Source organism: Desulforhopalus singaporensis (assembly GCF_900104445.1).
GTDB lineage: Bacteria > Desulfobacterota > Desulfobulbia > Desulfobulbales > Desulfocapsaceae > Desulforhopalus_A > Desulforhopalus_A singaporensis.
In genome coordinates this window covers 100,584-113,319 of sequence record NZ_FNJI01000011.1, presented here as the reverse complement: position 1 = coordinate 113,319, position 12,736 = coordinate 100,584, and the positions used below count along the sequence as shown (strand labels likewise).

Annotated in this window: 11 protein-coding genes; 6 read left to right on the top strand and 5 right to left on the bottom strand. The window is 53.0% G+C overall.

The features are described 5' to 3' along the window. Positions 1–31 precede the first annotated feature (31 nt). Complete coding sequence (locus BLQ17_RS09595; protein WP_092222237.1) at positions 32–1,258, bottom strand: MFS transporter; 1,227 nt, start codon at positions 1,256–1,258, stop codon at positions 32–34. Between the two features lie 32 nt (positions 1,259–1,290). Continuing rightward, positions 1,291–3,096: a SpoIIE family protein phosphatase gene (locus tag BLQ17_RS09590; protein ID WP_092222235.1), complete on the bottom strand. Its 1,806-nt coding sequence runs from the start codon at positions 3,094–3,096 to the stop codon at positions 1,291–1,293. 340 nt (positions 3,097–3,436) lie between these two features. Here BLQ17_RS09590 and BLQ17_RS09580 point away from each other — a divergent pair, with 340 nt between their 5' ends. Both BLQ17_RS09580 and BLQ17_RS09575 read left to right on the top strand, forming a co-directional pair. Then, the gene (locus BLQ17_RS09580; protein WP_245695083.1) at positions 3,437–3,823 is read left to right on the top strand and encodes a hypothetical protein; all 387 of its coding nucleotides are present in this window, start codon (positions 3,437–3,439) and stop codon (positions 3,821–3,823) included. A 153-nt stretch (positions 3,824–3,976) separates the two neighbouring features. Continuing rightward, positions 3,977–5,062: a D-alanyl-D-alanine carboxypeptidase family protein gene (locus tag BLQ17_RS09575; protein WP_092222231.1), complete on the top strand. Its 1,086-nt coding sequence runs from the start codon at positions 3,977–3,979 to the stop codon at positions 5,060–5,062. Positions 5,063–5,075: 13 nt separating this feature from the next. Here BLQ17_RS09575 and BLQ17_RS09570 read toward each other — a convergent pair whose 3' ends face one another. From BLQ17_RS09570 to BLQ17_RS09560, 3 genes are all read right to left on the bottom strand, one after another. After that, the gene (locus BLQ17_RS09570; RefSeq protein ID WP_092222229.1) at positions 5,076–5,849 is read right to left on the bottom strand and encodes a TSUP family transporter; all 774 of its coding nucleotides are present in this window, start codon (positions 5,847–5,849) and stop codon (positions 5,076–5,078) included. Positions 5,850–5,880: 31 nt separating this feature from the next. After that, positions 5,881–7,575, bottom strand: a complete 1,695-nt coding sequence (locus BLQ17_RS09565) for an acyltransferase family protein (RefSeq protein WP_092222227.1) — start codon at positions 7,573–7,575, stop codon at positions 5,881–5,883. A 266-nt stretch (positions 7,576–7,841) separates the two neighbouring features. Beyond that, the gene (locus BLQ17_RS09560) at positions 7,842–9,446 is read right to left on the bottom strand and encodes an acyl--CoA ligase family protein (RefSeq protein ID WP_092222225.1); all 1,605 of its coding nucleotides are present in this window, start codon (positions 9,444–9,446) and stop codon (positions 7,842–7,844) included. A 354-nt stretch (positions 9,447–9,800) separates the two neighbouring features. On the opposite strand from BLQ17_RS09560, the gene BLQ17_RS09555 reads away from it, so the two are divergent. From BLQ17_RS09555 to BLQ17_RS09540, 4 genes are read left to right on the top strand one after another with little or no spacing between them, the layout of a single operon-like run. Then, a complete protein-coding gene (locus BLQ17_RS09555; RefSeq protein ID WP_176761160.1) occupies positions 9,801–10,766 on the top strand; it encodes an ATP-grasp domain-containing protein in 966 nt (321 codons plus the stop codon). A gap of 14 nt (positions 10,767–10,780) precedes the next feature. Further along, positions 10,781–11,689 carry an ABC transporter ATP-binding protein gene (locus BLQ17_RS09550; protein ID WP_092222221.1) on the top strand — a complete coding sequence of 303 codons (909 nt, stop codon included), beginning with the start codon at positions 10,781–10,783 and terminating at the stop codon, positions 11,687–11,689. Next, entirely contained in the window at positions 11,686–12,453 is a 768-nt protein-coding gene (locus BLQ17_RS09545; protein ID WP_092222219.1) for an ABC transporter permease, read from the top strand. The genes BLQ17_RS09550 and BLQ17_RS09545 overlap by 4 nt, the downstream gene beginning before the upstream one ends. A gap of 39 nt (positions 12,454–12,492) precedes the next feature. Then, complete coding sequence (locus tag BLQ17_RS09540) at positions 12,493–12,735, top strand: glutathione S-transferase N-terminal domain-containing protein (RefSeq protein WP_176761161.1); 243 nt, start codon at positions 12,493–12,495, stop codon at positions 12,733–12,735. The last annotated feature ends 1 nt before the right edge of the window (position 12,736 follow it).

The window sequence follows — 12,736 nt, the reverse complement described above, 5'->3', positions numbered from 1 at the left end:
GATTTTTTCGCCAGGTGAAAGTTGTCATGATTCAAGAGTGGGACGACGAACTTTTCGGGGGACGCCACCCCTTGAGCCCCCAGCGCAGAGACAGCAGACCGACGGCTGACAGCAGCGCGGCGCTCCACGATACCGCTTGTATGCCGCCGACCTGCCACAGGACTCCACCGAGCAGCACCCCGGCCATGCGTCCCATCCCGGCAGTCGCATAAAATCCGGCCATCATTGTTGCCCTGGAACCTGGGAGAAGCTCGGTGCCAAGCGAGAAACTCGTCACCATGGTGGTCTCAAAAAACAGGAAAACCAGAAATATCCCGACCATGGCAAAAAACAGATTCTGACCGATAACAGGCAACAGAAGATAAGCACCAATTGACATGGTCAGACCGATTGTCACCATTTTCTTCAACCCTGCACGGTCAGCGAAAAACGCCGTCACTCCTTCTCCCATCAGTTCCGCACTGCCAATAGCCACGGTGCTGAACCCCAGGGTTGCGACACCGACCATGAATTCCTGTTCAAACCAGTTGCCGTACACCACGAAAAGGCTGTCATTGGCGAGCGATATCCAGAACCCGAAACCGAGCAGCCCTGCTGCCGGCCGAACATGAAACAGGCCGATAATTGAGGTAAAGAGAGCTCCGGCGCCAAGCCGCTGGCCGGTTTTTTCCCCATCTGAAACCACCAGTGCACCGATCGCCATCCAGCTCAGACCACCCAGCACTCCGAGGATAACAAAACAGCCGGGCAATCCGCCATGATCGATGATAAGTCCCAGAGCCGGTATGCCGATAAGCGTTGCGCCGGCCCAGGAGGTTTCAATCAGCCCCACCACCCTGCCCCGCCGTTCATACGGCACGTAGTTTCCTATAAAGGACTGTATCGCCGGGTCAAAAACAGTCTTGCCCATACTGCCAAGCACCAGCCCGAAAAAAACAAACCAGTAGTGTGGCACCAACCCGCAGATGAGCATGCCGACCGCAAGCATTGCCAGCCCCATGCGCATCATGAACCTGGTGCCGATGATGTCAGTTACTGGACCGCTCACCACCCCCGCCAGGGAAACAAACTGGCTGAACGCGAGAACAGAAGTTATCGCCGACAACGGAACCCCAAGACTCCGCCCTAGGAGCGGAGCGAACGGGTAGATAAAGCGTCGTCCGGTATTGAGCAGCAGCCGGAAAAAGAAGATGACCAGCAGCTGGCAGGGCAGTTTTGTTTTCATTATGGTGTAATTTGCACCCTTTTCAGCAGCCATGCCCCGGTGTTGTCCACACAGGAACAATCTGCTCAGCCGGTCTTGACCACCGCCAGCGTGATGTCATCGCGCTGAGGGGCGGTGCCGCGAAATTCATTTATTTTTTCCACCATCATTTCCAGCATCTCGGCCGCGGGCCATTCACTGTACTGAACCAGTAATTTTTTGATACGTTCCTTGCCAAACTGCTCGCCCTCTGCGTTTTCAACCTCCCACGCGCCGTCACTGCCGATGAGGATAATCTGGGTTGTCTGGGATACAGGCAGATGGTTGCATTCAAAGCGATACTGATCATCCACTCCCAGAGCCAGCCCCTTGCCCTTGAGCTCGACAAATTTTTTTGTCGACGGGGTATAGATGATGGCGGGATCGTGACCGGCCCTGACCCAGTGAAACATATTCTCTTCCTGGTCTATGTGAAGAAAAAAGAGGGTGACAAAACTCCCGGTCCTGTCGGTATCCTGGCAGATCAACCCGTTAACGTCGCCTATTATCCGCTCCGGTGTTCCAGGCTGGGCGACCCGGCATCGTAAAAAAGCACGTACGCTTGCCATCAGCAGAGCCGCACCAATGCCGTGGCCGACGACATCGCCCACCACCACGGAAAGTTGGCGGGGAGTATCATCGCACCTGATGATATCGAGATAATCCCCCCCCGTCTCGTCGCAATAGAGGCTGACCCCGCTCACGCTTACGCCATCGCATTCAAATAGATCATGGGGAAGCAGGTTCTGCTGCACTTCCCGCGCCACATTAATGGCTTCTTTCATCGCCAGCCGCTGCTGCAGCTGCTGGCTCATTGTATTGAAGTTGGCGGTAAGCTCGCCCACTTCGTCACGGCCGCTTACCGCCAGCGGCGGCCCGAAACCGCCTCCGGCAAGCCGGGTGGCGGCGTCTGAAACCATTTTTATCCTCTGGGTGTAACTGTTTAAAATTCTTCGTATAAAAAACAGCACAAAGAGGATCGAGAGAACTCCGGCCATGATGTAAAAAAAACGAAACCTGACTATGGAGCCGAGCGCTTCTTTTCCCGGTGCCACAATCACCATTGTCCAGGGCGCCTCAGCCAGGTGATAGAACCCGCTGACCTCGCGGGGCGGCATTCCGGAGCCGAAGACCGTTCCAAACGGCATCCGGCGGATTGCCTCAAGGGTGTCGTTCTCAAGTTTACTCAGCGAACCGAAAACCCGATTGGGATACTCGTCTTCAAGGTCGAACCCCGGTCCCCCGCTGCCCAGGACATTATCGTGCTGATCAATAATGTAGACCTTGTGTTTTGCCAGTTTCGGCGTATTTGTCACCTGCTCGATCAGCGGATCGAAAGCGACCGTTACTTCGATCCGGCCAAGCACCTTATTATTCTGGTCGATAAATTCGGAGACAAGCGATACCGTTCTGTTGCTGAGCCGACTGTCGTAGACCGGCTCGCCGACCCCATAATGACGGACCCGGAATTCTCCGGCCCGCGACATCATCTGCCCCATTCTGTGGCTCTGCACCACCGGCGAAGGCTCTCCGGGCCAGGTGATATGAACGTCGATAACCTGTTCCAGCTGTTCGAGCTTTTTGAAGATGAACTCAAAAACATCCTCGTTGATTGTCTCCCGGGGACTGCTCTTCTGTAAAAGACCGAGAAGTTTTTTTGGCTCGCTCAGCTCCATATCGATCATATGGGCGGCACGCTGCAATCCGGCGATGGCGTTCTCTCCCCACCGTTCCAGGAGAACCCCCCGCAGAAACACAAACCCTGAAGTAGAAAGCGCGGCCAGGAGCAGGAAGGTCGGAAGCAGGATATAGATAAAGGTCCGCTGCTGTAAATTTTTCGGCTGAAATTCCATAACAATATCAGAGGGTATTTTTCTCCAGTATCCACCACTATGTGGATTGCCGAAAGAAAGACCGGTATTATCGGTAATCTTCTACTCTATTGTATCTCTAACTTACCCGTTAAGTTCATCTTTTTCGACCCCAACCGTTTTTTTTTGACGTTTTGCCGGTCCGCCCTGCCAAAGAAAGCCGACTCCTCCACGGTTAAAAACGATCCGTCTTTCGACACTGCCCCCTTGACAGTTTCGCCAAAATATCAGAATATCCCGGGTAAAATCGTTGTCCGGCACCCACCCAGAAAGGTGCTGGTCAACGGTCACCCCCTTCGCAATCACTTATTGGAACAGAACAATGGCAAAAAAACCGGCTTTTAGCGGCTCGGGCCAGACCGTGGCGCGGATGCAAAAAAAAAGATCGAGTAACAACAAGGGTGCCCAGCAGGAACAGAAGAGACAGCCGATGATCCGGGCGATGGTCTGGTACCGGCAAGAACATTACCTGGAACTTCGCAAGATCTTTGCCGACGGAGACCAGCTCCCCGTCACGTTCGACCAGTGGCTGAGCCGGGCCGAGAAGAAGAAAGAGGAAGTCGAGTCAATTGGCGACCAGGTAATCAAGGTGTATATCGACCCAGAAACATTCCCGCAATGGTGCAGGGAAAAGAACATACCAATGGATGCCGATTCACGGTCACGGCTGGCAATCGAAGTTGCCCAGGCACAATCTTTTCAGATGTAGCACCACAAGCGCCGTACCGGATTACAGGTCCTGGCAATGGCTGTCGGACTCTGCAGTCGTCGCTTATTTACACGACAGCAGGTAACCGCCACGGTCTTCCCGAAGGCTTGCTGCCAGCAATACCGAACGTTCACTTTTCCCACCGGATTCCACATGATACGAACAGCTCTTTTTCTGGTCTTTATCCTTATCGCTTACCCCGGCTGGGCCCTTGGCGCACGAGTCTCCCACATCGCCCGGGCCCCCTACCTGTCTGCCATTGTTGTCGATGCGCAAAGCGGAAAGATACTGTTTGAGAAAAACGGGGACCAACCCGCCTATCCCGCATCAGTTCTCAAGCTCATGGATTTGCTGATTATTCTCGATCAGATAAAAACGGGCCGGTTGCGACTCGACGAAATGGTTCAGGTAACGAAAGAAGCGGCGCGCATGGGTGGCTCCCAGGTGTATCTCGATCCCCGTGAACAGTTTCCTGTTAATGATCTGCTATATGCCCTCATGATACAGTCGGCAAACGATGCCGCCGTGGCACTTGCCACCCATGTCGCCGGATCAAAAGAGGCTTTCGTCTCGCTCATGAACCGGAAGGCAAAGGAGCTGGGGATGACCAACAGCCGGTTTCATTCCGTCCATGGACTTCCTCCGGGAAAAGGTCAGGAGGTCGACGTTACCACCGCCAGGGACCTGGCGATTCTCGCCCGGGAATTGACCCGTTACCCGGAAGTTTTCCAGTATACCGCAACCAGGGTCAAGGAGTTCCGGGAGGGCGAGTTTGTGATGCGCACCCATAATCACCTGCTTGATAAAGTATACGGCTGTGACGGTTTCAAGACCGGATATTTCGCGGCTGCCGGTTTTTCCATCGTGGCCACGGCCAAACGAAATGGCGTCCGCATAATCTCTGTCGTCCTCGGCAGTGAAAGCAGAAAAATAAGGGACGCCAAGGCTGCCGAACTCCTTGAGACCGGATTTGCCATGGTACCACCGCCTCCTGCAGCCGCAGAGCCCAAGCAGCAAACGGTAACCGCCACAAAACAGGACAGCACCACCACCCGCCATGAGAGCACAGCCGAAATTGTCGAAAAAGATTTAGTCGATAAGACCCAGCCGACTTCTGAGCCCGGGAAAAGCTGGCAGATTTTTCTGGCCGGCGTTGTATCTGGTCTGGTTCTCTATGGCGCGTTCAATTTCATAATCTCAAGGAAAAAAAGCCGCAGGTACCAGAAATATACGAGATAAACTCGACAGCCATTCAGGATGAAGCCACCAGGCTTACAAGGTATTTGGCCAGCATTCCAAGGCACATGGCGACCACTAAATAACGCAGATGGAGCGGATTTATCCGAAACAGGAAGCGTGAACCGAGCCAGGCGCCGCAGACCTGCCCCCCCATCATGACCAGCCCGGCAAGCCAGACCACTTTTCCGCCAAGCAGAAAAACCAGCAGCGAGGCAATATTGGTGGCAAAATTCAGCGTCTTGGCTACAGCGGTCGATTCGACCAACCGCAGGCCCCTGAGCGCCACCCCGGCAAGCGCAAAAAACGAGCCGGTGCCCGGTCCAAACATGCCGTCATACCAGCCGACAGCGGGCACAACAAGACTCCGGTAAAGCTTTCGCCCCATGCGCGGTTCGCTGCTGACAACACTTCGTTGCGGAAACAGCAGGAAATAAACAGCGATGACAACCAGCACAACCGGGATAACCAGCGAGAGCAGTTCTGCGTCTACCAGCTGCACTGCCGCCGTCCCGAGCGCCGCCCCGATAAAGGCAAAAAGCATATGAAATTTCACATCATCCCACCGAACCGCTCTTTTCCTGAACATCATCAGCGTGGCTGTTGCCGTCCCCATGGTACCCTGCAGCTTATTCGTCCCCAGAGCAAAAAGCGGAGGAATCCCGCTCATGATAAGCGCCGGCAGCGTTATCAGCCCGCCGCCTCCGGCGAGGGTATCGATAAAACCGGCGACAAGGGAAGCGCCAAACAAAAAACAGATGATTTCAAGTGAAAAGCCAAGAGGTTCCATGGTTCGTCAAGTAAATGGTTTCCAGGCCTGCTCAACCGGAGGAACAACTGCAGGTAGTAGCGGTCCTGCTATCAGGAATATCTGCATCCCTGTAAAAAAAAGGCCTTTCAATATAGGTGTAGGTCACCGCCGACATCAGGTAGGTAAGCAACGTCGCCACGAGAAAAATGACGATTTTGGGACTATTGATTCCCAGATAATGATTACACACTATGATGGCACTTTTCATGCCGTACACATGGAGCAGGTAAAAACTGTAGCCGACAACCCCGATCGCCCGCAGGGGAAACAAGGAGAGCAGCCGGACCAGTATATTCTTCTTCGACAGGGTCAGGAACAGGATGAACAGCGCGACGAATACGCTGTAATTACCGTGATAGACCCAACCGGAATCCTGATGGCGTGTCAGGCCGACAACCAGATAGTGGTGAAGATACTGACTGCCCAGAAACCCGGTCAGCAGCACGATGCCAACCAGATGGTTATCGGCGATCTTCTGCAGCAACGCCGGTTTGCCGACACTGGCCAGGTAGTGGTACAGATAACACATTACCATTCCGCACAGGAAAATACCGACATGCAGCTTCATCAGCGTGTCGTAGCCATAAACGGGAAACAACTTTATATGGCCACCATTCAGCGCCACCGCCACACACAAAAAGAACAGCGCCGCCCATAACCGATTACCGCGAAACACAAAATAACCGGCAAACATAAACAGGGGTAGCAGTGTATAAAAATAGACTTCCTGCAAAATTGTCCACCAGATACCGTTTCCCTGCAAAAACAGGATGGTACGCACAAAATCGGCGACATTACCCTGAAACAGGTAGGAAGCCGTAACCACCAGATAAAACATCGGCAGGATTCGTTTTAGCCTTCTGAAGAAATAGTTCCGGACAAACAGCGGATCTTTTACCCGTTCGGGCTGCTTGACAAAAGGCATCGACAGCAGAAAACCGCTGAGACAGAAAAACGCCACCACTCCGTTTGGGCCCATATCGTGTATCGGCTCCCAGCCTATGTGGTGTCCCAGTACCAGAAGAGCCGCGAGCCCGCGCAAACCGTCAAGCGAAGTGAGGTTATGGCCGCTGGACGGTTTTTTCCCGGAAATATCCCTTATACAGACAAAGTCACGAACCCTGACTCCCCTGATAGCGAAAAAGAAGACCAGGCTTATCACCCCCGGCAACAGGTATTTCAGGTAGGGATTTGTCGTCTGGATATCACCGGTAAAGATCAGGTAGGGATCCTCTTTGTCAGTTACCAGCGTCCACCGTTCCCTGGTGGCCACCAGCCGGGAATGGGGATCGGTCCGGACCTGAAGATCGTCCATGGCAGGGTCAAGAACAACCGGTGGTCCGAAAAAACTGTACAATACGATCCTGGTGATCGTATACGTTCCCGGACCACTCCCCGGGTCAACGCGCAGAGCCTGTACAGTCTCGTTGCGCAGCCTGAAAGTAATCTTTTTCAGGGCAGGGCCCGGTCTTTCTTCAGGGGCTGTTGAGAAGATATCTTCAAACCTGGAATGCTCCTTGGTTTTTCCGGAATAATAGATCCTCACCTGCTCCCCGGAAGTCGAGCTCATCGTGACATCTATCTTGCCAAAGGCGCATAGGGCAAAAATGGTCACAAGCTCCACCAGAAGCAGAAAAATAAGGACAGCCGCAGTATAACGATTCCATACCAGTTGCCAGAGATTTAACAGCAGTGTACGTCCCATAAAACCTTGAACCCGACAGTCTGAGGTGGTCGGTCGGCAGATGATGCCGGATAGCTTAAAAGTTAACGGATTTTTCCTGCAACGCGGCTCGTATCCTAGCCTAATGGCGCCATCTCCACAACTATTTTCTGCCGGGGACACCCTGGTGAAAACGGCACCGTCTGGCTGCTGTAAAAATATGCAGATTCAGGTTGTTAATGATTTTTTTTTCAGAGCCGACACCAAAACGCCGGATCAGGCTCTGAAACAGACATGCAGTCCGCCGGTTAATTCACGCGTTTTTTCCCCTTCCACTCCTTTTCCCGAAGCTTGAATTTCTGAATTTTACCGGTCGCAGTTTTCGGCAGCTCGCCAAACTCGACGTACTTGGGCGCCTTGAAACGGGCCAGGCGTTCTTTGGTAAAGTTTATAATATCTTCCGCCTGTGGATTCGTTCCCGGTTTAGCGACAACGTAGGCCTTCGGCACTTCGCCCCAGCGCTCGTCCGGAACCGGAATCACCGCAACCTCCAGAACGTCGGGGTGCGAATAGATGACGTTTTCCACCTCGACGGTCGAGATGTTTTCTCCCCCGCTTATTATGATGTCCTTTTTCCGGTCCATGATCTGCACATAGTTGTCAGGATGCATCACCGCCAGATCACCGCTGTGGAACCAGCCGCCGGCAAAAGCCGCTGCGGTGGCCTCTTCGTCCTTGTAATAGCCGCTCATTACGTTATTGCCCCGCATCACGATCTCCCCCATGGTGACGCCGTCTCTGGGAACAGGAGTCATGGACCCGGGGTCGACCACGTCCATATAGTGGGTAACGATATAGGGAACACCCTGCCGCGATTTTATCTCCGCGAGCTCCTCCTGGCTCATGTCGTCCCAGGTAGGCTGCCAGGCACAGACGCTGTGGGGACCGTACACTTCGGTCAACCCGTAGGTGTGGGTGATCTGCGCACCTATCTTTTCCATATTACGAATAATGGCGGGCGCCGGAGGGGCGCCTGCGGTCATGATCCTCAACGGATTTTTCAGTTCCACTTCTGCAGCCTTGGGCCAGCTGCTCATAATGATGAGTATGGTCGGCGCGGCGCAGAGATGGGTCACACGTTCCTGGTCAATCAGCCGGAAGATATCCTCGGCCACAACCGCCCGCAGACAGACATGGGTTGCCCCGGCAGCGGTTACCCCCCAGGTAAAGCACCAGCCGTTGCAATGGAACATGGGCAGCGTCCAGAGATACGCCGATGCGGCTGTCATCCCCGACTCGAGAATCTCCCCGATGGCGTTGAGATACGCTCCCCGGTGGCTGTACATGACGCCCTTGGGCCGTCCGGTGGTCCCGGAGGTGTAATTGATGGCGAGCAGCTGGTCTTCCGAGTCGATATCGAACACCGGGGCCTGCGCCGGGGCCGATTCGAGAAAACTTTCGTACTCCAGGCTGCCTTCTATTGCAATGTCTTGATTAATGTCGCAAACCGTAACGTAGGTCGAAACTTTCGGCAGCTGCTGAGGCTCTACCAGTGACGCGAATTCACTGTCGACCACCAACACTTTAGCATCGGAGTGATCAACGATATAGGAAACTTCCGCAGAAGAAAGACGAATATTTACACTTACAAGTGCAGCACCGATCATGGGAACGGCGTAATGCGCTTCAAGCATCGGCGGGATATTGGGACAGATGAACGCCACTTTGTCCCCTTTTCCGACACCCTTTTCCCGGAGTGCGTTCGCCAACCGATACACCCTTGCCGCAAACTCTTTGTAGGTAAAGCTTTTCCCTTTATAAACAACCGCCTTTTTGTCAGGGTAAACCAGTAAACTCCTGGTCAGAAACTCTACCGGCGTGAGGATACTCTTATTTACGTTTGCCGATTTCATCGAATCTCTCCTTTGATGAGGTTAGTTTCGCTATCACTTATCGATCCCACACGAATATAACCGAGCGCTCGTTCGAGAGCCATCGGATAAAATACCCCTATATCGCCAGTGCCGCAACTGTTTTCGTAGCGCACAAATGTCTGCAGGCTTGCCTCCGGTTTGCGTCCGCGGGTAAGCCCGTTATCCTACCGGCATACCTGCAGCTGTACCTCTTTTCATTGTTCCGATTTTGACAAAAACCGCATCAGGACTTATCAATGTGTTGGAGATTGCCAAACCGGAAGGGGTATGATGTATCTGATTTCACCTGGACAAGGCCAGGGTCCATCGCCATACCGCCAACAGTTTGCAGATATGAAGACGCAGGTTGACCGCATCCCCGCCAGATACGGCCCGTCTGTGTGTCAAACCTATATCGTTTTGCCGGCAGGAGGATGCTTGATGAAGTGGCTGGTGGTACTTGACCCCATTGAAGGTTTAATAGCGACAACAGATACCTCGATAGCGCTTATCAACGAGGGTCGAAGACAGGAAATAACAGTCGATACCGCGACAATAGAGAACCTGTTTTTCGACAGTTGCGCCTCGGTCCTGGCCGAAGACCTGAAAAACAGGAAGACCAGGCGAAGACTGGCCGATTACGACCTGATCCTCATGCGCAAGGAACCTCCCTATGACCTGAGATTTCACTACGCCTCCCAGCTGCTCTCCCTCTCGGGCACCCGGGTTATCAACAGTCCCCTTGCGCTTCGCAACTTTAACGAGAAACTGATCGCGCTCCCTTTTGTGGATCACATGCCGCCTACCCTGGTGGCTTCCTCGCCGGAACTGATTGCCGAATTTGTTGATGCACATGGTCATTGTGTCATCAAATCCCTTGACTCCTTCCAGGGGAAATCGGTGCAACAGCTCAAAGTCGGCGACCAGACCGCTATCGACGAGATGACGGCGTGCGGAGGACAACCGGTGATGGTGCAGAAATTCCTCGACAGGGTCTACCAGGGAGACAAACGGGTTATCATGCTCGGAGACAGGGTGCTGGGGGCGGCCATGCGCAGGCCCAGACAAGGGTTCCATGCAAATTTTGCCAACAGCGACGCGCTCAAAACGGAGCTGACCGACCGGGAACAACAGATAGTCGACCAAGTGGGTCCCTGGATGGTTGACCAGGGTATCCATTTTTCCGGGCTCGATTTTATCGGCGAAAAACTTACCGAGATCAACATTACCTGTCCCACCGGAATCATCCAGATTTCCGATCTGGATAACCGGAACCTGGCGGGTGAAATAGTCGACTATTTTATCCGGCAGGTGCAATAGCTGGTACGGCAATTATGAAAGCATTAGAGATTAACGATCTCCACAAAATTTACCGCAGCGGCTTCAAGGCCTTGAACGGTGTTTTTCTCGACGTACAGGAGGGTGATTTTTTCGGCCTGCTCGGGCCCAACGGCGCCGGCAAGACCACGACCATAGGTATAATAACCTCACTGATCACCAAGTCCCGGGGCCAGGTTGAGGTTTTCGGCATCGACATAGATCGGGATTTTCCGGCGGCGAAAAAGCTTATCGGGGTGGTTCCCCAGGAATACAATTTTTCAATCTTTGAAAAGGTATTGGATATTGTCACCCAGCAGGCCGGATATTACGGTCTGTCAAGAGACGTTGCCCGGAAGAACGCGGAAAAATATCTCAGGAAGCTGGGGCTGTGGGACAAACGATACACTGCGGCAAGAGAGCTTTCAGGAGGGATGAAACGCAGACTGATGATCGCAAGGGGGCTGGTGCATGAACCGAGACTTCTCATTCTCGACGAACCGACCGCCGGCGTCGACGTCGAGCTGCGCCGCGGCATGTGGGATTTCCTGCTGGAACTGAGCCGCCAGGGACGCACCATCATCCTCACCACCCACTATCTCGAAGAGGCGGAGCAACTGTGCGACCGGATAGCTATCATCAATCACGGTAAAATAATAGAGAACACCGGGAAAAAAGATCTGTTGCGGCAGCTGGACAGGGAAACTTTTGTGCTGGAATGCGCAAACAGTGTCGACCATGTAGAATCGGTGGACGGCATTGAATTCAAAAAACTTGACGAAACCACCCTTGAGGTGACCAAGACCAAGGCCTGTTCCATCAATTCGATTTTCAGTTATCTCGAGTCAAAAGACATCGTGATCGAGAGCATGCGCAACAAAACCAACAGACTCGAAGAACTTTTCATGGAACTGGTGGAACGATGAAGCAACACCTTATATCTCTTTATTCCATTATAAGAAAAGAACTTATCCGGATATTCCGTATCTGGATACAGACCCTGGTGCCGCCGGTGATCACCCTCACCCTTTACTTCATCATATTTGGCAGTTTTATCGGCTCCCAGCTCAAAAACATCGGTGATTACAGCTACATGTCATTTATCGCTCCCGGCCTGATAATGATGTCGGTGATCACCAACTCCTATGCCAATACGGTCTCTTCCTTTTTCAGCGCAAAGTTCCAGCGCAATATAGAAGAGCTGCTGGTGAGCCCTACACCGAACTGGGTGATAGTCCTCGGTTACGTCTGTGGCGGCATGGCCAGGGGAATAAGCGTCGGGTTTCTGGTTTCATTGGTCAGCCTTATCTTTGTCAGGCTACCCATCCACAATCTCCCGGTTGCAGTCCTGTTTGTCTTCCTGACCAGCTTCGTTTTTTCCCTGGCCGGAATGATCAATGGCATTTTTGCGAAAAAATTTGACGATATATCGATCGTTCCAACATTCGTTATCACCCCTCTCACCTATCTGGGCGGGGTCTTTTATTCGATCAGCCTTCTGCCCCATTTCTGGCAGACCGTCTCCAGGGCTAACCCGATAGTTTACATGATAAACGGTTTCCGTTACGGCTTTCTGGGCACTTCCGACATCAATGTCTGGGTGGGACTGACGATGCTTATTTTCTTTTCGGTGGCCCTGTTCTCGGCAAACCTGATACTCCTGAAAAAAGGGGTGGGAACCAGGAGCTGAATTTTCAAGAAAAACCTCTTATTACAAGGAACCGTTATGATCCAACTCTATATGCGCGAAGACTGCCCATACTGCAGAAAGGTGGAAAGAGCGACCCTGGAAATGGGGCTGAGTGCGGGCAAAGACTATGAAATAATAAATGCCGCACCGTTCACCCCGGGAAGGGATACGGTACTGCAGGTCGGAGGCAAAGCGATGGTACCTTTTCTCATCGACGGCGACTTCTCGATGTACGAGAGCGACGACATCATAGCCTACCTCAGGAAAAAGCATCAGGGGTGAA